Below are 19,737 nucleotides of genomic sequence, written 5' to 3' on the forward strand. Positions count from 1 at the left end.
GCAGGTTTTGCCTCGGTTCAGTCCAGGAACAGCCCGATCACGTCGTTGGCGAAGCGCCGCCCCAGCTCGGTCGGACGCAGCCAGTCGGCGTCCGGTTCCAGCCATCCGCGCGCGCGCGCCAGCGCCACCCGCTCGGCGATGGCGGCGGCGGGCAGCCCCGTGCGCGCTTCGAACATCGTCATCGGCACGCCTTCGTTCAGGCGCAGCGCGTTGAGCATGAAGTCGAACGGCAGCCGCTGCGCGGTCAGGTATTCGTCGCCACCGATCGCCGCGGCAGTGCCGGCCTTGGCCAGGTAGTCGGTGGGATGCTTGAGCTTCCAGCGCCGCAGCACCTGCTGGGTGGCGCCGAGGGTCAGCTTGCCGTGGGCGCCGGCGCCGATGCCGAGGTAGTCGCCGAAGCGCCAGTAGTTGAGGTTGTGCCGGCACTGGCGACCTTCGCGCGCATAGGCGCTGATCTCGTACTGGGCGAAACCGGCATCGGCCAGGCGCGCCTGGCAGGCCTCCTGCATGTCCCAGGCGGAATCCTCGTCGGGGATGCCGGCCGGCACCCGCGCGGCGAACACGGTGTTCGGCTCCAGGGTCAGCTGGTAATGGCTGATATGGGCCGGCGCCAGTGCGACGGCGCGGTCGACGTCGTCCAGCGCCATCGCCAGCGTCTGCTGCGGCAGCGCGTACATCAGGTCGAGGTTGAGGTTGTCGAAGCCCGCATCCTGCGCCGACTTCACCGCGCGCTCGGCGTCGCCGCTGCTGTGGATGCGGCCGAGTCGCTGCAGGCAGCCGTCGTCGAAGCTCTGCACGCCGAAGCTCAGGCGGTTGACCCCGGCGGCGCGGTAGCCGGCGAACGGGCCGTGCTCCACCGTGCCCGGATTGGTCTCGAGGGTGATTTCCACGTCCGGCGCGAAGCGCAGCCGCGCGCTGGCCTGCTGCAGGAAGCGGTCGATCGCCTCCGGCGGGAACAGCGAGGGCGTGCCGCCGCCGAAGAACACGCTGTGGACGATGCGGCCCCAGGCCAGCGGCAGGTCGAAGTCGAGATCGGCCACCAGCGCGTCGATGTAGGCATCCAGCGGCAGCGCGCCTTTCGCCGCATGCGAATTGAAGTCGCAGTACGGACATTTGCGCACGCACCAGGGCAGGTGCACGTAAAGAGCAAGAGGCGGGGGCGTGAGCATCAGGTGCGTCGCAACTTCGTGCGCAGCTGCGCCAGCGCCACGCCGCGATGGCTGTCGCGGTTCTTCACCTCGGCCGGCAGCTCGGCCGCGCTGCAGCCGTGCGCCGGCGAGAAGAACACCGGGTCGTAGCCAAAGCCGCCGCGGCCGCTGCGCGCCTGCAGGATGCGGCCTTCCCAGCTGCCTTCGGCGACCAGCGGCATCGGGTCGTCGGCGTGGCGCACCAGCGCCAGCACGCAGACGAAGCGCGCGCCGCGATCAGCGCCGGCTACGCTGTCGAGTTCGCGCAGCAGCTTGTCGATGTTCGCTTCGCTGTCGCCGTGGCGACCGGCGTAGCGCGCCGAATATAGTCCGGGCGCGCCGTGCAGCGCATCGACGCACAGCCCGGAGTCGTCGCCCAGCGCCGGCAAGCCGGTGGCGCGAGCGGCGTGGCGGGCCTTGAGAATGGCGTTCTCGATGAAACTCAGGCCGGTTTCATCGGCGTCGCCCACACCGAATTCGGACTGCGCGTGCAGCTCGAAACCTTCACCGAGCAGCTCGCGCAGTTCGGCCAGCTTGCCGGCGTTGCCGCTGGCGAGAACAAGCTTCATCGGACGACCGGCTTCACGCCAGCCCCAGCGCCGCCCGCTGCGCGGCGAACAGTTCGGCGCAGCCCTTTTCGGCCAACGCCAGCAGCGCGTCCAGTTCGTCGCGGCGGAACGCATGGCCTTCGGCGGTACCCTGCAGCTCGATGAAGCCGCCGCCATCGTTCATCACCACATTCATGTCGGTATCACAGCCGCTGTCCTCGGTGTAGTCGAGGTCGAGCACCGGCACGCCCTGGTAGATGCCCGCCGAGACCGCAGCCACGGCGCCGACGATCGGCCTGCGGCCACTGGCCGGCAGCTTGATTTCGCGTCGGTCGATCAGCCCCTGCACCGCATCCGCCAACGCCACATAGGCGCCGGTGATGGCGGCGGTGCGGGTGCCGCCGTCTGCCTGCAGCACATCGCAGTCCAGCGTGATGGTGCGCTCGCCCAAGAGTGCGCGGTCCACGCAGGCGCGCAGGCTGCGGCCGATCAGGCGCTGGATCTCCAGCGTGCGACCGCCCTGCTTGCCGCGCGCGGCCTCTCGGTCGCTGCGGGTGTGGGTGGCGCGCGGCAGCATGCCGTATTCGGCGGTGACCCAGCCTTCGCCCTTGCCGCGCAGGAACCCCGGCACCTTGTTTTCCACGCTGGCCGTGCACAGCACGCGGGTGTCGCCGAAGCTCACCAGCACCGAGCCTTCGGCATGGCGGGTGAAGCCGCGCTGGATGGAAACGACGCGCAGCTGGTCCGCGCTGCGGCCGCTGGGACGGGCAAAGGCCATGGTGAAAACCGGAAATCGATGGGGCGCTAGATTACCATTCGCACTTTGCAGGCCCTGGAATTCCGCATGATCCGCAGCATGACCGCTTTCGCCGCCGGCGAGCGCAGCACCGAATGGGGCGTGCTTTCCGGCGAACTGCGCGCGGTGAACCACCGATTCCTCGAGCTTGCCCTGCGCCTGCCGGACGAGCTGCGCGCGTACGAATCACTGCTGCGCGAACGCGTCGCCGCGCGGGTCTCGCGAGGCAAGCTCGACCTGGTCATGCGCCTGCGCGCGCCGCAGTCCGATGCCGGCATGCATATCGATGACGCGATGGTCGAGGAATTGGCGCGGCTCAATCTCGGTCTGGCCTCGAAGTTTCCCGGATTGCGGACCAGCCTGACCGAGCTGCTGCAATACCCCGGCGTGCTGCGCGGCCGTGACGCCGACGCCGAGGCGATGCAGCGCGAAGCATTGGCGCTGCTCGATGCGGTACTGGATGATTTCACCGATGCGCGCGAACGCGAGGGCGGCAAGCTGGCGCAGGTGATCGGCGAGCGTGCCGAGGCGATCGCGAAGATCGCCGCCGAAGTGCGCACGCTGGTGCCGCAGATCCGCGCCGGCCAGCGCAGCAAGCTGGAAGCGCGGCTGGCCGATCTCTCGCAGCCGGCCGACCCGGGCCGGCTGGAGCAGGAGCTGGTGATCTGGCTGCAGAAGCTCGACGTGGATGAAGAACTGGACCGCCTCGACAGCCATCTGGTCGAACTGCGCCGCATCCTCAAGGGCGGCAGGGAACCGGTGGGCCGGCGCCTGGATTTCCTGCTGCAGGAATTCAACCGCGAGGCGAACACGCTCGGCAGCAAGTCTGTCGATGCGCGCACCAGCAACGCCGCGGTCGAGCTGAAGGTGCTGATCGACCAGATCCGCGAGCAGATCCAGAACATCGAGTAACGGCCCATGCGCGGAACCCTCTACATCGTCGCCGCGCCCTCCGGCGCCGGCAAATCCAGCATCGTCAACGCGGTGCTGAAGCGCGACCCGAACCTGCGGCTGTCGATCTCGTTCACCTCGCGCGCGCCGCGGCCGGGCGAGCGCCACGCCGAGCACTACAACTTCGTCACCGCGGCGGAGTTCGAGGCCATGGTCGACGCCGGCGATTTCTTCGAGCACGCGCGCGTCCATGGCGACTGGAAGGGCACCGCGCGGCAGTCGGTGGAGCCGCAGCTGGCGTCAGGCCACGACGTGCTGCTGGAAATCGACTGGCAGGGTGCGCGCCAGGTCCGGTCCCAGTTGCCGGACGCGGTCAGCGTGTTCATCCTGCCGCCCTCGCGCGCCGCGCTGGAAGAGCGCATGCGCAAGCGCGGGCAGGACAGCGAGGAGGTCATCCAGCGCCGGCTGGCTGCCGCCCGCGAGGAGATGAGCCATTACGGCGAATTCGACTACGTGATCGTCAACGAGGTGTTCGAGGTCGCGGTGGCGGAGATGTGCAGCGTCTTCACCGCCAGCCGGCTGCGCAAGGACGCGCAGGTGGCGCGGCACGCGCGCCTGATCACCTCGCTGCTGGTGGACCCGTAGGTCGTTGCGATTCGCTCGATTCGGTTGCGGATGCGGGCCGGAATCGGCCTATGTGATTGATTTTCAAGACCGTGACTTGCGGTGAGGGGCCCGCGGGTCTACACTCCCCGGTTCTTTCGATCCCTTGCGCGGCCCATCGCCGCAGGACAGACATGGCCCGTATTACCGTCGAAGACTGCCTGCAGGTGGTCGACAACCGCTTCGAACTCGTGATGATGGCCTCCAAGCGCGCGCGCCAGCTGGCTGGCGGCGTGGAGTCCAAGCTGGACAACAGCGAAGCCAACGACAAGCCCACCGTGCTGGCGCTGCGCGAGATCGCCGCCCGTGCCATCGATACCGACTTCATCGATGCGGTGGAAAAGGCCGAGCGCGAGCGCAAGGAGCGCGAGGCGCTGGAGTGGGCCGCCGCCGAAGTGGTGGCCGGCGACGACGACATGAAGGGCGACGACTGAGCGCGGCGCGCGCCTTCGCCCTCGAAGCGGCCCTGCGGGGCCGCTTTTGCGTTGTGGAAACCGTTTGCGGGCACCGCGTGGCAAGGTTAGGCTCGACGCATGACGCCCGGCGATCCCGCGCTTGCCCTGCACGACACCGCGCCCGACGCGGCGGCGGTGCCGGACTATGTGCAGGCGCTGGAGCACGCCGCCTACTATCTTGATGGCGCCCAGCGTGCGCAGCTGCGCCGCGCCTGGGCGATCGGTGCGGCCGCCCACGCCGGGCAGACCCGCAAGTCCGGCGAGCCCTACATCACCCACCCGGTGGCGGTGGCGCAGGTGCTGGCCGAGCTGGGGCTGGATCTGGAGACGCTGGTCGCGGCGATCCTGCACGACACCATCGAAGACACCCCGCTGACCCGCACCGACGTTGCAGCGCAGTTCGGCGAAACCGTGGCCGAACTGGTCGATGGCGTCACCAAGCTGGAGAAGGTGCGCTTCGCCGACAAGCAGGAAGCGGCGGCGGAAAGCTTCCGCAAGATGCTGCTGGCGATGTCGCGCGACCTGCGCGTCATCATGATCAAGCTGGCCGACCGCCTGCACAACATGCGCACGCTGGGGGCGAAGTCCCCGCATGCGCGCCGCCGCATCGCGGTGGAGACGCTGGAGATCTACGCGCCGATCGCGCAGCGGCTGGGCATGAACCTGGTCAAGGCGGAGTTGCAGGACCTCGGTTTCAAGGCGCTGCATCCGTGGCGGCACGCGGTGATCGCCAAGCGCATCCGCAGCCAGCCGCTGGTGCGGCGCGAGGCGCTGGGGCAGATCGAGGCGCGGCTGGCGCAGCGGCTGGCGCTGGAGAAACTCGAGCATCGGCTGGTGGGCCGGGTGAAAACGCCGTGGAGCGTCTATACCAAGATGCGCGCGCAGAGCCGCAGTTTCGCCCAGGTGATGGACGTGTTCGGCTTCCGGGTGGTGGTGGACACGGTGGCCGACTGCTACCACGCGCTGGGCGTGGTGCATGCGGTGTACAAGCCGCTGGACGGGCGCTTCCGCGACTTCATCGCCATCCCCAAGGCGAACGGCTACCAGTCGCTGCATACGGTGCTGTTCGGGCCCTACGGCTCGCCGATCGAAGTGCAGATCCGCACCCGCGAGATGGACCTGATCGCCGAACGCGGCGTGGCCGCGCACTGGGCCTACAAGATCGGCGTGGACGGCGGCGGCAACAGCGCGCAAAGCCGGGCGGCGGCGTGGATCGCCAACCTGGTGGAAACCCAGCGCGGCACCGGCTCGTCGCTGGAATTCCTGGAAAACGTCAAGGTCGACCTGTTCCCCGACGAGGTCTACCTGTTCACGCCGAAGGGCGACATCCTCTCGCTGCCGCGCAATTCCACCGCGCTGGACTTCGCCTACGCGGTGCATACCGACGTCGGCAACCATGCGGTGACCGCGCGGGTGGACAAGCGGTTGGCGCCGCTGCGCACCAAGCTGGTCAGCGGCCAGTCCGTGGAGATCATCACCGCGAAGTCGGCGGTGCCGACCACCCAGTGGCTGGAGTTCGTGGCCACCAGCAAGGCGCGCACCGCGATCCGCCAGCAGCTCAAGCAGCTGGAGCACGAAGACGCGGTGCAGCTGGGGCATTACATGCTGGATCGCGCGCTGGGCGCCCAGGGCACCGCGCTGGACCGGATCCCGATGCCGCGGCTGGAGACCTATCTGTCCGACAACCGCTATTCGCGGCTGGAAGCGATGCTGGCCGACATCGCGCTGGGCAACCGCATGCCCTCGCAGGTGGCGCTGGCGCTGGCGCAGCAGGAGAGCGGCGGGCAGCCGGGCACGCCGGCGCTGCAGGAGCGCATCCTCATCACCGGCGGCGAGCGCGGGGTGATCAGCTTCGCCCAGTGCTGCCTGCCCATCCCGCGCGACGAGATCATGGGCTACCACAGCGCCGGCAAGGGCATCGTCGTCCACCGCATGGAATGCCCCAACCTGGCCGAACTGCGCAAGTCGCCGGAGCGCTGGGTGGCGATCGGCTGGGATCGCGAGGTGTCCGGCGATTTCAGCTCCGCGATCCGCATCGAGGTGGAGAACCGGCCGGGCGTGCTGGCGCAGGTGGCGGCGGCGATCGCCAATGCCGCTTCCAACATCGACCGGGTGGAATATCTGGAGCGCGACAGCAACATCGCGGTGCTGCGCTTCGGCATCGACGTGACCGACGGCCGCCATCTGGCCGAAGTGATTCGCGGCGTGCGCCGGTTGCAGGTGGTGCAGGACGTGCAGCGCTGCTGAGGCGGCGGCACGGGCGGTCGCGCGGCTGGCTGCGCCCTACAATGGCGGAACTCATTCCTTCCACGGAGTCCCCATGTCCCGCACCCCGATCCATTCCGCCGCCGCGCCCGCCGCTATCGGCCCGTACTCGCAGGCGATCCGCGCCGGCAACACCGTTTACCTGTCCGGGCAGACGCCGCTGGTGCCGGCCACCGGGCAGATGGCCGAAGGCGACATCGAGGCGCAGGCGCGGCAGGCGTTCGACAACCTGAAGGCGGTCTGCGAAGCGGCCGGTGGCTCGTTCGACAACATCGTGCGGCTGGGCCTGTACCTCACCGACCTGGGCGATTTCGCCCGCGTCAACGCGGTGATGGCGGAATACTTCAGCGAGCCCTATCCGGCGCGTTCCACCATCCAGGCGTCCGCGCTGCCGCGCGGTGCGGCATTCGAAGTCGATGGCGTGATGGTGATCTGAAGCCGGGAGCGTTCCGGCCGACACCATGCCCGCCGCAGCATCGCCCGCCCGCGCCGACACCCGGCTTTCCGTCCTGACCGGCGTCGGCCCGGCGCTGCGGGAGAAGCTGGCCGCGCGCGGGCTTTCCACCCTGCAGGACCTGTGGCTGCACCTGCCGCGCAGCTATGAGGACCGCACCGCAGTGACCCCGATCCGGCTGCTGCAGCCGGGCGTGGCGGCACAGGTGGAAGGGCGGGTGGAGGCGGTCGAACGCGGCTTCCGCTACCGGCCGATGCTGCGGGTGGCGCTGTCGGATGAAGGCCGCGGCACGCTGGTGCTGCGGTTCTTCCATTTCCGCGCCGCCCAGGTGGCGCAGTTCGCGGTCGGCGCGCGCGTACGTGCCTACGGCACCCCGCGGCCCGGCCAGTTCGGGCTGGAGATCGTGCATCCCAGCTATCAGGTGCTGGGCGGCGAAGTGGCGCTGGGCGAGACGCTGGATCCGGTCTATCCGGCCATCGAGGGCATCGGCCCGGCCAGCCTGCGCAAGCTGGTGCTGCAGGCCCTGCAGCGGTTGCCGGACGAGGCCACGCTGGAACTGCTGCCGCAGGCGCTGCGGCGTGCGCTGCACCTGCCCTCGCTGCGCGAGGCCATCCTCACCCTGCACATGCCGCCGCGCGATGCCGACGTCGCCGCGCTGCAAAGCGGCCTGCATCCGGCGCAGCGGCGGCTGGCGCTGGAGGAACTGCTGGCCCACCAATTGGGCCTGCGCCGGCAGCGGCTGGCGCTGCAGGCCGAGGGCACGCGTGCGCTGCGAGGCGATGAAAAGCTGGTGGCGAAATTGAAGAAGTCGCTGCCGTTCGCGCTGACCAAGGCGCAGGCGCGGGTCTACGCGCAGCTGCGCGAGGACCTGCGCCAGCCGCGCCCGATGCTGCGGCTGGTGCAGGGCGACGTGGGCAGCGGCAAGACCGTGGTCGCGGCGATGGCGGCGCTGCTCGCCGTCGCCGATGGGCGGCAGGCCGCGCTGATGGCGCCGACCGAACTGCTGGCCGAGCAGCACCTCAACAACCTGCGCGGCTGGCTGGAACCGCTGGGCCTGCGCGTGTGCTGGCTGGCCGGCAAGGTCACCGGCAAGGCGCGGGCGCAGGCGCTGCAGGACGTTGCCTCGGGCGCGGCGCAGGTCGTGGTCGGCACCCATGCGCTGATGCAGGAAGGCGTGGACTTCCATGACCTCGCGCTGGCCATCGTCGATGAGCAGCATCGCTTCGGCGTGCACCAGCGGCTGGCCCTGCGTGACAAGGGCAAGGGCAGCGTGCCCCACCAGCTGGTGATGACCGCCACGCCGATCCCCCGCACGCTGGCGATGAGCGCCTACGCCGACCTCGACGTGTCCGCCATTGACGAGCTGCCGCCCGGCCGGACCCCGGTCACCACCATCGCGCTGGCCGCGGAACGCCGGCCGGAACTGGTCGAACGCATCCGCGCAGCCTGCGCCGAGGGCCGCCAGGCCTACTGGGTGTGCACGATCATCGACGAGTCCGAGGAAGTGGTGGCGCAGGCCGCGCAGTCCACCTTCGAGGCGCTGCAAGCGGCGCTGCCCGGTGTTCGGGTGGCGCTGGTGCACGGGCGCATGAAGGCGGCGGAGAAGCAGGCCACGATGCGCGCGTTCAAGCAGGGCGAGGTGGGCCTGCTGGTGGCGACCACGGTGATCGAAGTGGGCGTGGACGTGCCCAACGCCTCGCTGATGGTGATCGAGAACGCCGAGCGTCTGGGCCTGGCCCAGCTGCACCAGCTGCGTGGGCGGGTCGGTCGCGGCAGCGCGGCATCGAGCTGCGTGCTGCTGTACCAGTCGCCGCTGTCGGCGATGGCGCGCGAGCGCCTCGATACGCTGCGCCAGACCAATGACGGCTTCGCCATCGCCGAGAAGGACCTGCAGCTGCGCGGCCCCGGCGAGCTGCTGGGCACCCGCCAGACCGGGCTCGCCGCGTTCCGCATGGCCGACCTGACGCGCGATGCCGACCTGCTGCCGCAGGTGCATGCACTCGCAGACCGGCTGCTGGCGGAGGCGCCGCAGCTGGCGGATCGCATCGTCGATCGCTGGATCGGTGGCGCCGCGCGCTTCGCGGCGGCGTAGCGGTCAGGCCTCGCAGGCGGGATCGGCGCCGCAATAGATGCCGTGCAGGGTTTCGATGACGCGCTGGGCCGGGCCATCGGCCAGCGCGTAGAGGATCGTCTGCCCTTCGCGCCGCGTGGTGACCAGTCCGTCATTGCGCAGCACTGCCAGATGCTGCGACAGCGCCGACTGGCTGAGGTCGACCTTCGCATTGAGTTCGCCCACCGAACGCTCGCCGCCAAACAGCAGGCACAGCAGCATCAGCCGCTTGTCGTTGGCCAGCGCGCGCAGCAGCCGCGCGGCGTCGCCGGCGTGTGCGCGCATGGCTTCAGGGTCCATGCCGATGGCGAGTGGTGGGGAGTGGCGGGTCGTGGGCATGCAGCGGGACGGCAGCGGGCTGGATCTGTGGCTTGAATTTATATCAGTTGACACTAATATAAGCAACAGCTAATTTATCCGGGCCGATGTGGCTGACCGGAGGTGCGAGATGGCCAGGATTGTGGTGATGGGCGCCGGGCTTGGTGGCATGAGCGCGGCCTACGAGCTTCGCGAAACGCTGGGCAAGGGGCACGAAATCGTGCTGGTGGGCAACGGCGACAGCTTCGGCTTCACGCCGTCCAACCCGTGGCTGGCGGTGGGCTGGCGCAAGCGCGACGAGATCAGCCTGGACGTGGCCGAACACGTCGGCCGCCACGGCATCCGCTTCGACGGCAGTGGCGTGGCGCAGATCGATGCCGCCGGCGATGCCGTGGTCACCGGCAAGGGCGAGCGCATCGGCTACGACTACCTGCTGGTGTGCACCGGTCCGAAGCTGGCCTTCGAGGAAGTGCCCGGCACCGGCCCGCACGGCGGCTATACCCAGTCGGTGTGCACCACCCCGCACGCGGCGCAGGCGTGGGAGGCGTATCAGGAATTCGTGAAGAATCCCGGCCCGGTCGTGATCGGCGCGGTGCAGGGCGCCAGCTGCTTCGGCCCGGCCTACGAGTTCGCGATGATCGTCGATGCCGACCTGCGCAAGCGCAAGCTGCGCGACAAGGTGCCGATGACCTTCGTCAGCAGCGAGCCCTACATCGGCCACATGGGCCTTGGCGGCGTCGGCGATTCCAAGGGGTTGATGGAATCGGAGATGCGCCAGCGCCACATCAAGTGGGTCGTCAACAGCAAGGTGACCGAGGTGCGCGACGGCGAGATGACCGTGGTGCCGCACGACGAGAAAGGCCAGCCGCTGGAGCCGCAGCAGCTGTCGTTCGCCTTCGCCATGCTGCTGCCGGCGTTCAAGGGCGTCGAGGCGGTGGCCGCGGTCGAGGGCCTGTGCAACCCGCGCGGCTTCGTGATCGTGGACAAGCACCAGCGCAGCCCGAAGTACCCGAAGATCTTCTCGGCCGGCGTGTGCGTGGCGATCCCGCCGGTGGAAGCGACCCCGATCCCCACCGGTGCGCCCAAGACCGGCTTCATGATCGAGTCGATGGTCACCACCATCGTGCGCAACATCCAGGCCGAGCTGAAGGGCGAGACGGCGGACTTCGAAGGCACCTGGAACGCGGTCTGCCTGGCCGACATGGGCGATACCGGCGCGGCCTTCGTGGCCCTGCCGCAGATCCCGCCGCGCAACGTCACCTGGACCAGGATCGGCAAGTGGGTGCACCTGGCCAAGATCGGTTTCGAGAAGTACTTCCTCTACAAGATGCGCAACGGCACCAGCGAGCCGATCTACGAGAAATACATCCTCGGCCTGCTCGGCATCGAGCGGCTGAAGGACGTCAAGCGTTCCAACTGAATCCAGACCCCCCCCAAGGAGAAATGACATGACCCTCGATCGAGCCGTACAGGCGTTTGCCGGCGTGATGGTGCTGGTCAGCGTGCTGCTGACCCAGTTCGTCCACCCCAACTTCTTCTGGCTGACCGTGTTCATCGGCGCCAACTTGGTCCAGTCCGCGTTCACCGGTTTCTGCCCCGCAGGCATGGTGATGAAGAAGCTCGGCATCGGCCGCGGCGACGGCGCATCCTGCAACCGCTGCTGACGCCGTCGCCTTGAAGGAGAACATGATGCGCAAGCTGCGGCCCCTGTTGTTGCCCACCCTGCTGGCCCTGGCGGCCTGCGGCGGCGATGCTCCCGTCGCCACGCCGGCCCTGCCCAAGGACCTGGCCACGTTCACCGTGGCCCGAGGCGATGCCTTGCCCGGGCAGGGCTGGGATGGCGTGGTCGAGGCGGTGCGCCGCGCCGATCTTGCCGCGCAGACGGCGGGCCGGGTCTCGACGGTGGCGGTGGACGTGAATGATCGCGTCCGCGCCGGTGAGGTGCTGCTGCGCATCACCGCGGTGGAACAAGATGCCGCGGCCAACGCCGCGCGCGCCCAGCTGCGCGCCGCGGAAGCATCCGCTGCCGAAGCGGAGCAGAACTACCGGCGCTTTGCCGCGCTGGCCGATGCGCAGTACGTGTCGAAGGCGCAGATCGACCAGGCGCGGGCGGCGCGCGATTCGGCGGTGGCCGCGCGCAACGCCGCCGCGGCGATGCTGGCGCAGGCCGCGCAGCAGTCGCAGTACACGGTGGTGCGTGCGCCGTTCGATGGGGTGGTGGCGCGGCGTGACGTCGAGCCCGGCGAAACCCTTGCGCCCGGCATGCCGCTGCTGGCGGTGTATGCACCGGACGCGCTGCGCATCGAGGTCGCGATCCCGCAGACCCGCGCCGAAGCGATCCGCAGGGATCCGCGCGCGCAGGTGCTGCTGGGTGACGGTCGCAGGGTCGCGCCTTCGGAAGTGGTCGTGTTCCCGGCGGCCGATCCGGCCAGCCACAGCGTCAACGTGCGGTTGAACCTGCCGGCGCTGGAACCGCAGCCGGCGCCGGGCACCACGGCGAAGGTGATCTTCGCCGCCGATGCGCAGGGCAAGGCCGGCTCGGCGGCGGCAGGCGTGCGTATTCCCGCCGCCAGCATTGCCCAGCGCGGCGAACTGTCGGGCGTGTACGTGCTGCAGGGCGGTCGCCTGCTGCTGCGCCAGCTGCGGCTGGGCGCGCGCAGCGGCGATGCGGTGGAGGTGATCGCCGGGTTGAAGGCCGGCGAGGTGGTGGCCAGCGATCCGGTGGCCGCCACCCGGGCGATTGCCGCGCAGCGCAAGGCGGCGGAGGCGAGCCGTGACTGACGGTCAGCGTTTCGGCATTTCCGGGCGGCTGGCGGCGACGTTCCAGCGCAATCCGCTGACCCCCATCCTGGCGATCATGGGCCTGCTGCTGGGAATGCTGGCGGTGGCGATCACGCCGCGCGAGGAAGAGCCGCAGATCGACGTGACCATGGCCAACGTCATCGTCCCGTTCGATGGCGCAGGCGCGCGCGACGTCGAGCAATGGGTGGCCACGCCGCTGGAACAGAAGCTTTCGGAGATCGAGGGCGTCAAGCACGTGTATTCGATCAGCCGCCCCGGCATGGCGGTGCTGACGGTCGAATTCGAAGTCGGCGTGCAGCGCCAGCCGGCGCTGGTGCGCCTGTACAACCAGGTGTTCTCGAACGCCGATTTCCTGCCGCAGCGCGCCGGCGTCGGCCAGCCCATCGTCAAGCCCAAGGGCATCGACGACGTGCCGGTGATGGCGCTGACCCTGTGGAGCGACGATCCGCACATGGACGCCACCGCGCTGGGCGAAGTGGCGCATACGCTGGAAGCCGAACTCAAGCGCGTGCCCGGCACCCGCGACGTTTACACCATCGGTGCGCCCGACCGCAGCGTGCTGGTCACGCTGGATGCGGCCAAGCTGGCCACCTACGGGATGGCCGGCAACGATCTGGCGCAGGCGCTGCAGGCAGCCAACGTGGTGCATCAGGCGGGCGAGCGCGTAGACGCGGTGCAGGGCGCGGTGCCGGTGACCGCCGGCAGCTATCTGGCCTCGGCGTCCGATGTGGCGAGTCTGGTGATCGGAAGTCAGGGCGGCAAGCCGCTGCTTCTGTCCGACGTGGCCACCATCGAGGCGCGCGGCGATCTCGCCCGCCAGTACGTCTGGCACGGCGCACCCACGGGCCGGGCCGGGCCGAAGGCCGGCAGCGCGCCGGCAGTGACGATTGCCATTGCGAAAAAACCCGGCAGCAATGCCAGCGATATCACCACCGCGATTGCCCAGCGCATCGAACAACTCAAGGGCGAGCTGATCCCGCAGGGCGTGCAGGTCAGCGTGACCCGCGACTACGGCGCCAGCGCCAGCGACAAGGCGCAGAAGCTGATCCAGAAACTGGTGTTCGCCACCGGCAGCGTGGTGCTGCTGGTGCTGTTCGCGCTCGGCTGGCGCGAGGCCATCGTGGTCGGCGCGGCGGTGGTGCTGACGCTGGCGGTGACCCTGTTCGCCTCCAAGGTGATGGGCTTCACCCTCAACCGCGTCTCGCTGTTCGCGCTGATCTTCTCGATCGGCATCCTCGTCGACGACGCCATCGTGGTGGTGGAGAACATCCACCGGCACATGGCGCGCGGCGGCAAGACCCTGGTCGAGGCGATCCCGCCCGCCGTGGACGAAGTGGGCGGGCCGACCATCCTGGCCACCTTCACCGTGATCGCCGCGCTGATGCCGATGGCCTTCGTCTCCGGGCTGATGGGCCCGTACATGCGGCCGATCCCGATCAACGCCTCGGTGGGCATGCTGCTGTCGCTGGCGATTGCGCTGATCGTCACGCCGTGGCTGTCGCTGAAGCTGCTGTCCCGCCACGGACATGCGGCCGAAGGCGACCATCCGCACGAAGGCGCTCCCGACAAGAGCGCGCAGGCCAGTTGGCTGCACCGGTTGTTCGAAAAAGTGATGAGCCCGTTCCTGCGCGGCGACGGTGCTGCGCGCAAGCGCGGCCTGCTGTTCGCCGGGATGGCGGGAATGGTGCTGCTGTCCGCCTCGCTGGCGGTGTTCAAGCTGGTGGTGCTGAAGATGCTGCCGCTGGACAACAAGTCGGAAGTGCAGGTGGTGGTGGACATGCCGGAGGGCAGCACGCTGGAGCAGACCAATGCGCTGCTGGCCGAGCTTGCGGCCAGGCTCGATACGGTGCCGGAAGTGCTGGACTACCAAGCCTACGCCGGCACCGCCGCGCCGATCAATTTCAACGGCCTGGTGCGGCAGTATTTCCTGCGCAGCGGCAGCAATGTCGGCGACCTGCAGGTCAACCTGCTGGACAAGCACGCGCGCGATCTCCAGAGCCACGAGATCGCGCTGGCGATGCGGCCGATGCTGGCGGAGGCCGGGGCGGAATACGGCGCCTCGGTGAAGGTGGTGGAAGTGCCGCCGGGCCCGCCGGTGCTCTCGCCGCTGGTGGCCGAAGTGTATGGCCCGGATTACGCCGGCCAGCGCAAGGTGGCGCTGGCACTGGCGCAGGAACGCTTCGCCACGACCCAAGGCATCGTCGATATCGACACCACCGTGGAAGCCGCCGCGCCGCGCGAGCAGGTCGTGGTCGACCGTGCGCGCGCCGCGCGCCTAGGCGTGCCGCAGTCGGCCATCGCCGACGCCATCGCGATGGGTGTGTCCGGGCTGGACGCCACCTATGTGCACGACGGCGCTTCGAAGTATCCGCGCCCGGTGCGCCTGCGCCTGCCGGCGCAAGACCAGGCGTCGCTGGCCTCGCTGCTGGCGCTGAAGGTGCGCGGCGGGCAGGGCCAGCTGGTGCCGCTGTCCGAGCTGGTGCGAGTGGAGAAGGCGACGTGGGACGGCGCCATCCACCACAAGGACGGGCTGCCGGTGGTCTACGTGACCGCGGACGAGGCCGGCACGCTGGACAGCCCGCTGTACGGCATGTTCGGCATCGTCGGCCAGCTGGATGACCACGAGGTGGCGGGGCAGCAGCTTGCGCAGACCTTCATCACCCAGCCGGCGGACACCAGCGGCTATGCGTTGAAGTGGGACGGCGAGTGGCAGATCACCTACGAAACCTTCCGTGACATGGGCATCGCCTACGCCGCCGGCATGGTGCTGATCTACCTGCTGGTGGTGGCGCAGTTCCGCAGCTACCTGGTGCCCTTGGTCATCATGGCGCCGATCCCGCTGACCGTGATCGGGGTGATGCCCGGCCATGCGCTGCTGGGCAAGCAGTTCACCGCCACCAGCATGATCGGCATGATCGCGCTGGCCGGCATCATCGTCCGCAACTCGATCCTGCTGGTGGACTTCATCAATCAGGAAACCGAGCGTGGCGTGCCGCTGGTGGACGCGGTGATCGACGCCTGCGCGGTGCGCGCCAAGCCGATCGTGCTCACCGGCGTGGCGGCGATGCTGGGCGCGTTCTTCATCCTCGACGACCCGATCTTCAACGGCCTGGCGATCTCGCTGATCTTCGGCATCCTGGTCAGCACCGTGCTCACGCTGGTGGTGATCCCGTTGCTGTATTACGTGCTGAAGCGCAGGACGGCGGGTGCCGGCCATGCCTGAACAATGAATGGAGGAATACGGTGAGCGAAGACGACGGCATCCGGCTGCTGCTGGAACAGGAAGGGCCCTACGCGTTCCGGATCAGCTTCGAGGGAACGGATCTGGACGCCCTGCACACCGATGAAGGCGCGCCGCTGGGTGAAGGCGCGGGCCCGAATCCGTCCCACCTGCTGCTGGCGGGCGTGGCCAACTGCCTGTCGGCCAGCCTGCTGTTCGCGCTGCGCAAGTTCAAGAACGCGCCCGGCCCGATCCGCACCGAAATCGTGGCGCACAAGGCGCGCAACGAAAACGGCCGCTGGCGCATCCCGCGCGCCGAGGTGGCGATTCATCTGTCCAACGCCGCCGCGGAGCTGGAGCGCTTCGACCGCGTGCTGGCGCAGTTCGAGGAGTTCTGCATCGTCACCCAGAGCGTGCGCGAAGGCATGCAGGTGGACGTGCGCATCATCGATGCCGATGGCGCCGAATATGTGCCCGGGGGCGCGGGGGAGGCCGCATGAGCGCGCCCTCCACCATCGTCGCCTGCCCGGCCTGCAACGGCCTCAACCGCGTGCCCGATGCGCGGCTGGCGGAAGCGCCGAAATGCGGGAAGTGCGGCGCTGCGCTGTTCGCGGCGCACCCGCTGGCGCTGGGTCTGGACAACTTCCGGGCGCATGTCGAGCGCGCCAGCCTGCCGATACTGGTGGACTTCTGGGCGCCGTGGTGCGGTCCGTGCCGGATGATGGCGCCGCAGTTCGAGGCGGCCGCCGCCCAGCTGGAACCCCAGTTGCGCCTGGGCAAGATCGATACCCAGTCCGAAACCGTGCTGGGCCAGCGCTTCGGCATCCGCAGCATTCCCACCCTGGTGCTGTTCCGCGAGGGGCGGGAGCTTGCGCGTCAGGCCGGTGCGATGGGCACGGCTGATATCGTGCGCTGGACGCGTCAGTACCTTTGATTGCAGGAGTGTTTCCGTGAGTCAGTCCTATCCCGAGCTGATCGATGACCTCAATGCCGCCATCGGCAAACTGCGCGAGGGTGCGCCGGATCCGATGCGGGGCTTCTCCGCCTTGGCCCGCGAAGCGCTCAAGCCCGGCGCGCTGGACGTGAAGACCAAGGAGCTGATCGCGATCGGGATCGCCATCGCCACCCGCTGCGACGGCTGCATCGGCTTCCACGCCAAGGCCGCGATCAAAGCCGGCGCGACCCGCGAGGAAATTCTCGAGACCCTGTCGATGGCGATCTACATGGGCGCCGGCCCGTCGATGATCTACGCGGCGGAAGCGCTGCGCGCCTTCGACGAGCTGTCGCCTTCGCAGGAGACACAGGCATGAGCGCGCAGCGGCGAACGGTGTTGCCTGCGCTGCTGCTGGCGCTCGCGCTGGCAACCGGCTGCGCGCATGCGCCGCCGGCGGCGACCTCGGTGGCGCTGCTGCAGCCGTTGCCGGGGCTGTACACCGCGGGCCAGCCGGCGGCCAGCGACTGGCAGGCGATCAAGGCGCGTGGCGTGCGCACCGTGGTCAACCTGCGCCCACAGGGCGAGCTGAAGGATCGCGACGAGGCCGCCGAAGTTCGCGCGGCCGGCCTGCACTACATCGAAATCCCGGTCGGCGGCGCCGAAGGCATCAATCCTGCCAATGCGCGCGCGCTGCATGCGGCGCTTGCGCCGGCGCACGGCGGCGGGGTGCTGGTGCACTGCGCCAGCGGCAACCGCGCCGGCGCGCTGCTGGCGCTGGAACAGCACGAATTCGACGGCGTGGCTGCTGCGCGTGCGCTGGAGATCGGCAAGTCGGCCGGCGTCACCGGGCTGGAAGGCAAGGTCCGGCAGGCGCTGGGGATCGTGGAGTAGGCGACATGGGCGAACGCATCACCGTTGTCGGCGCGGGTTTTGCCGGCCTGACCGCACTGCGCACGCTGCGCAAGCACGCGCCCGACGCGTCGCTGACCCTGGCTGCGCCGCGTGCCGAGTTGCATTACCTGCCGGGCACGATCTGGATTCCCTCGGGCCTGCGCAGCCGCGCCGACCTGGTGGTGCCGCTGGACGACTTCCTGCGTCGCGAGCGCATCAGCTTCCATCGCGCGCGCGCCACCGGGCTGTCGGCGGACGGGCGCGTGCTGCACACCGACGCCGGCGACGTCGCCAACGACGGCCTCATCATCGCAACCGGCGCGCGCTTCCTGCGCAAGCTTCCCGGCATCGAGCACGCGATCATTCCCTGCGAGGGCGTGGATGCCGGCGAGGCGATCCGCGATCGCCTCATCGCCCTCGACGGCGGCACCCTCTGTTTCGGTTTCGGCAGCAACCCGAACGAACCCATCGCCATGCGCGGCGGCCCGATGTTCGAGTTCACGTTCGGTATCGACACCCTGCTGCGTCGGCAGCGACGGCGCGACCGCTTCAGGCTGGTCTTCTTCAGCCCGTCGGAAAAGCCGGGCCAGCGGATGGGCGACAAGGCGGTCGGCCTGATCCTCCGCGAGATGCGCAAGCGCGGCATCGACACCGTGCTGGGCGAGAAGCCGCAGCGTTTCGAGGCCGATGCGGTGCAGCTGGAACGCACCCGCATCGCCAGCGCCATGACCCTGTTCATGCCCGGCCTGACCGGGCAGGCGTGGCTGGACGAAACGCCGCTGCCGCGTTCGCCCGGTGGCTTCGTGCAGGGCGACGCGCAGTGCCGCGTGCCCGGGTTAGAGCACATCTTCGTCGCCGGCGACGGCGGCAGTTTCCCCGGCCCGGACTGGCTGCCCAAGCAGGCGCACCAGGCCGACCTGCAGGCCGAGGTGGCCGCGCGCAACCTGCTGCGCACCCTGCGCGGCGAGCCGGCGGAGGAGGCGTTCACCGCCGAGTTGGTGTGCATCGTCGATACGCTGGATCGCGGTTTGCTGGTGACCCGCAAGACCGGCGGCTCACGTGCGCTGCCACCGCTGCGGGCGATGCACTGGGCCAAGTCCGCGTTCGAGAAGCGCTACCTGCGCCGCTATCGCTGAGCACCCGCAGCTTGCGGTCATAATGCGGCGATGAGCCATGACCGCATTCCCCTGTTGATTGATACCGACCCCGGCGTGGACGACGCGCTGGCCCTGCTGATGGCCTTCGACGACCCTCGCCATGAGGTGGTCGGCCTGACCATCGCCGCCGGCAACGTCGGCCTGGGCCATACCGTCGCCAACGCGCTGAAGCTGTGCGAGGTCTGCGGGGTGGACGTGCCGGTATTCGCCGGTGCCGATGCGCCGCTGGTGTTCCCGGCCCGCGACGCCGCCTACGTGCACGGCCGCGACGGCTTCGGCGACACCGGCTACGCGCCGGCCGCCCGCGCCGCCGAAGCCGAGCACGCCGCGCTGGCCATCCTGCGGCTGTCGCACGAACACGCCGGCAGGCTGCTGCTGGTGGCGTTGGGGCCGCTGACCAACCTCGCGCTGGCGCTGAAACTGGATCCGACCCTGCCGCAGCGGATCAAGCGATGCGTGGTGATGGGCGCGGCGGTCAGCGCCCACGGCAATATCAGCGCGGCTGCCGAATTCAACATCGCCTTCGACCCGGAGGCGGCGCATATCGTGTTCTCGGCCTTCCCGATGGTCGAGCTGGCCGACTGGGAAGCCGTGCTGGCACACGGGTTCCGCCATGACGACGCCGAGCGCTGGCTGGCCGCGGCGTCCCCGCGGGCGCGCTTCTACGCCGGGATTTCCGCGCATACCCGCGCTTGGGCCAAGGCCGGGCGCGGCGAGCGCTGGCACGCCGCCGACGCGCTGGCGATGGCGCTTGCGCTGCAGCCGGAGGGCGCGCAGGAGCTGCTGGAGCGCCCGCTGGCGGTGGAAACCGCCGGCCAGCACGCGCGCGGCGCCACCATCGTGGACTGGAACCGGCAGACCGGCGCGGCCGACAACGTGGCCATCCTCATGCGCTACGACCAGGCGCGGTTCGAGGCGACGATCGAGCGCGCGCTGGCTGCTTGCTGAGCCGGGTCGCGGCGCCGGATCCGGGCCGGTTGCACGGGGAGGGCGGGCGTCGCTATAATGCGCGGCTCTTTCTCCCGTTCCACTTCCCAGAGTTTCCA

General features: G+C 69.4%; 20 protein-coding genes. 16 read left to right on the forward strand and 4 right to left on the reverse strand.

Translation table 11 applies throughout. The features are described from left to right. Nucleotides 1-17 precede the first annotated feature (17 nt). Genes hemW through rph form a run of 3 tightly spaced genes read right to left on the reverse strand, consistent with a single transcriptional unit; the run spans nt 18 to nt 2,513 of the window. Nucleotides 18-1,169: a radical SAM family heme chaperone HemW gene (gene hemW, locus E5S66_RS03205; RefSeq protein ID WP_138347427.1), complete on the reverse strand. Its 1,152-nt coding sequence runs from the start codon at nt 1,167-1,169 to the stop codon at nt 18-20. Beyond that, nucleotides 1,169-1,756: an RdgB/HAM1 family non-canonical purine NTP pyrophosphatase gene (rdgB, locus tag E5S66_RS03210; RefSeq protein ID WP_138347429.1), complete on the reverse strand. Its 588-nt coding sequence runs from the start codon at nt 1,754-1,756 to the stop codon at nt 1,169-1,171. Before rdgB ends, hemW begins: the two co-directional genes overlap by 1 nt. A 13-nt stretch (nt 1,757-1,769) precedes the next feature. Then, nucleotides 1,770-2,513 (reverse strand): ribonuclease PH, encoded by a 744-nt coding sequence (gene rph / locus E5S66_RS03215; RefSeq protein ID WP_138347431.1) that lies wholly within the window; start codon nt 2,511-2,513, stop codon nt 1,770-1,772. A gap of 66 nt (nt 2,514-2,579) precedes the next feature. On the opposite strand from rph, the gene E5S66_RS03220 reads away from it, so the two are divergent. The 6 genes from E5S66_RS03220 (at nt 2,580) to recG (ending at nt 9,351) form a co-directional block, all read left to right on the forward strand. After that, a complete protein-coding gene (locus E5S66_RS03220; RefSeq protein WP_138347433.1) occupies nt 2,580-3,443 on the forward strand; it encodes a YicC/YloC family endoribonuclease in 864 nt (287 codons plus the stop codon). Between the two features lie 6 nt (nt 3,444-3,449). After that, nucleotides 3,450-4,067 carry a guanylate kinase gene (gene gmk / locus E5S66_RS03225; RefSeq protein WP_028839807.1) on the forward strand — a complete coding sequence of 206 codons (618 nt, stop codon included), beginning with the start codon at nt 3,450-3,452 and terminating at the stop codon, nt 4,065-4,067. A gap of 152 nt (nt 4,068-4,219) precedes the next feature. Next, complete coding sequence (rpoZ, locus tag E5S66_RS03230) at nt 4,220-4,519, forward strand: DNA-directed RNA polymerase subunit omega (protein ID WP_028839808.1); 300 nt, start codon at nt 4,220-4,222, stop codon at nt 4,517-4,519. 99 nt (nt 4,520-4,618) lie between these two features. Continuing rightward, a complete protein-coding gene (locus E5S66_RS03235) occupies nt 4,619-6,787 on the forward strand; it encodes a RelA/SpoT family protein (RefSeq protein WP_138347435.1) in 2,169 nt (722 codons plus the stop codon). 73 nt (nt 6,788-6,860) lie between these two features. Beyond that, nucleotides 6,861-7,241: a RidA family protein gene (locus E5S66_RS03240; RefSeq protein ID WP_138347437.1), complete on the forward strand. Its 381-nt coding sequence runs from the start codon at nt 6,861-6,863 to the stop codon at nt 7,239-7,241. Nucleotides 7,242-7,266: 25 nt separating this feature from the next. Further along, complete coding sequence (gene recG / locus E5S66_RS03245; RefSeq protein WP_138347439.1) at nt 7,267-9,351, forward strand: ATP-dependent DNA helicase RecG; 2,085 nt, start codon at nt 7,267-7,269, stop codon at nt 9,349-9,351. 3 nt (nt 9,352-9,354) lie between these two features. Here the strand turns inward: recG and E5S66_RS03250 are convergent, their stop codons facing one another. Further along, nucleotides 9,355-9,654, reverse strand: coding sequence for an ArsR/SmtB family transcription factor (locus E5S66_RS03250; protein ID WP_138347441.1), 300 nt, complete (start codon nt 9,652-9,654; stop codon nt 9,355-9,357). Between the two features lie 163 nt (nt 9,655-9,817). On the opposite strand from E5S66_RS03250, the gene E5S66_RS03255 reads away from it, so the two are divergent. From E5S66_RS03255 to E5S66_RS03300, 10 genes are read left to right on the forward strand one after another with little or no spacing between them, the layout of a single operon-like run. Then, nucleotides 9,818-11,107 carry an NAD(P)/FAD-dependent oxidoreductase gene (locus tag E5S66_RS03255; protein WP_138347443.1) on the forward strand — a complete coding sequence of 430 codons (1,290 nt, stop codon included), beginning with the start codon at nt 9,818-9,820 and terminating at the stop codon, nt 11,105-11,107. A 28-nt stretch (nt 11,108-11,135) separates the two neighbouring features. Beyond that, complete coding sequence (locus tag E5S66_RS03260; protein WP_138347445.1) at nt 11,136-11,351, forward strand: YgaP family membrane protein; 216 nt, start codon at nt 11,136-11,138, stop codon at nt 11,349-11,351. A gap of 25 nt (nt 11,352-11,376) precedes the next feature. Next, nucleotides 11,377-12,468 (forward strand): efflux RND transporter periplasmic adaptor subunit, encoded by a 1,092-nt coding sequence (locus tag E5S66_RS03265; RefSeq protein ID WP_171033457.1) that lies wholly within the window; start codon nt 11,377-11,379, stop codon nt 12,466-12,468. Continuing rightward, nucleotides 12,461-15,712 (forward strand): efflux RND transporter permease subunit, encoded by a 3,252-nt coding sequence (locus E5S66_RS03270; protein ID WP_138347449.1) that lies wholly within the window; start codon nt 12,461-12,463, stop codon nt 15,710-15,712. The genes E5S66_RS03265 and E5S66_RS03270 overlap by 8 nt, the downstream gene beginning before the upstream one ends. A 20-nt stretch (nt 15,713-15,732) precedes the next feature. Beyond that, nucleotides 15,733-16,209: an OsmC family protein gene (locus E5S66_RS03275; protein ID WP_138347451.1), complete on the forward strand. Its 477-nt coding sequence runs from the start codon at nt 15,733-15,735 to the stop codon at nt 16,207-16,209. Continuing rightward, nucleotides 16,206-16,643: a thioredoxin TrxC gene (gene trxC / locus E5S66_RS03280; protein ID WP_138347453.1), complete on the forward strand. Its 438-nt coding sequence runs from the start codon at nt 16,206-16,208 to the stop codon at nt 16,641-16,643. The genes E5S66_RS03275 and trxC overlap by 4 nt, the downstream gene beginning before the upstream one ends. Before the next feature lie 16 nt (nt 16,644-16,659). Further along, nucleotides 16,660-17,019 carry a carboxymuconolactone decarboxylase family protein gene (locus E5S66_RS03285; RefSeq protein ID WP_138347455.1) on the forward strand — a complete coding sequence of 120 codons (360 nt, stop codon included), beginning with the start codon at nt 16,660-16,662 and terminating at the stop codon, nt 17,017-17,019. Continuing rightward, complete coding sequence (locus tag E5S66_RS03290; RefSeq protein ID WP_138347457.1) at nt 17,016-17,534, forward strand: protein tyrosine phosphatase family protein; 519 nt, start codon at nt 17,016-17,018, stop codon at nt 17,532-17,534. The genes E5S66_RS03285 and E5S66_RS03290 overlap by 4 nt, the downstream gene beginning before the upstream one ends. Nucleotides 17,535-17,539: 5 nt before the next feature. Continuing rightward, nucleotides 17,540-18,670, forward strand: a complete 1,131-nt coding sequence (locus tag E5S66_RS03295) for an NAD(P)/FAD-dependent oxidoreductase (RefSeq protein ID WP_138347459.1) — start codon at nt 17,540-17,542, stop codon at nt 18,668-18,670. Between the two features lie 30 nt (nt 18,671-18,700). Then, on the forward strand, nt 18,701-19,639 hold the full coding sequence (locus E5S66_RS03300) for a nucleoside hydrolase (RefSeq protein WP_138347461.1): 939 nt from the start codon (nt 18,701-18,703) through the stop codon (nt 19,637-19,639). Nucleotides 19,640-19,737 lie beyond the last annotated feature (98 nt).

Origin of the sequence: Thermomonas fusca, assembly GCF_005862345.1 — a bacterium.
Classification (GTDB): Bacteria; Pseudomonadota; Gammaproteobacteria; order Xanthomonadales; family Xanthomonadaceae; genus Thermomonas; species Thermomonas fusca.

Coding starts and splice junctions, on each gene's coding strand:
- trxC (WP_138347453.1), top strand. CDS start 16,206: ATGAGCGCGCCCTCCACCATCGTCGCCTGCCCGGCCTGCAACGGCCTC.
- E5S66_RS03265 (WP_171033457.1), top strand. CDS start 11,377: ATGCGCAAGCTGCGGCCCCTGTTGTTGCCCACCCTGCTGGCCCTGGCG.
- E5S66_RS03300 (WP_138347461.1), top strand. CDS start 18,701: ATGAGCCATGACCGCATTCCCCTGTTGATTGATACCGACCCCGGCGTG.
- E5S66_RS03220 (WP_138347433.1), top strand. CDS start 2,580: ATGATCCGCAGCATGACCGCTTTCGCCGCCGGCGAGCGCAGCACCGAA.
- E5S66_RS03260 (WP_138347445.1), top strand. CDS start 11,136: ATGACCCTCGATCGAGCCGTACAGGCGTTTGCCGGCGTGATGGTGCTG.
- gmk (WP_028839807.1), top strand. CDS start 3,450: ATGCGCGGAACCCTCTACATCGTCGCCGCGCCCTCCGGCGCCGGCAAA.
- E5S66_RS03255 (WP_138347443.1), top strand. CDS start 9,818: ATGGCCAGGATTGTGGTGATGGGCGCCGGGCTTGGTGGCATGAGCGCG.
- E5S66_RS03290 (WP_138347457.1), top strand. CDS start 17,016: ATGAGCGCGCAGCGGCGAACGGTGTTGCCTGCGCTGCTGCTGGCGCTC.
- recG (WP_138347439.1), top strand. CDS start 7,267: ATGCCCGCCGCAGCATCGCCCGCCCGCGCCGACACCCGGCTTTCCGTC.
- rpoZ (WP_028839808.1), top strand. CDS start 4,220: ATGGCCCGTATTACCGTCGAAGACTGCCTGCAGGTGGTCGACAACCGC.
- E5S66_RS03295 (WP_138347459.1), top strand. CDS start 17,540: ATGGGCGAACGCATCACCGTTGTCGGCGCGGGTTTTGCCGGCCTGACC.
- hemW (WP_138347427.1), bottom strand. CDS start 1,169: ATGCTCACGCCCCCGCCTCTTGCTCTTTACGTGCACCTGCCCTGGTGC.
- E5S66_RS03250 (WP_138347441.1), bottom strand. CDS start 9,654: ATGCGCGCACACGCCGGCGACGCCGCGCGGCTGCTGCGCGCGCTGGCC.
- E5S66_RS03240 (WP_138347437.1), top strand. CDS start 6,861: ATGTCCCGCACCCCGATCCATTCCGCCGCCGCGCCCGCCGCTATCGGC.
- rdgB (WP_138347429.1), bottom strand. CDS start 1,756: ATGAAGCTTGTTCTCGCCAGCGGCAACGCCGGCAAGCTGGCCGAACTG.
- E5S66_RS03235 (WP_138347435.1), top strand. CDS start 4,619: ATGACGCCCGGCGATCCCGCGCTTGCCCTGCACGACACCGCGCCCGAC.
- rph (WP_138347431.1), bottom strand. CDS start 2,513: ATGGCCTTTGCCCGTCCCAGCGGCCGCAGCGCGGACCAGCTGCGCGTC.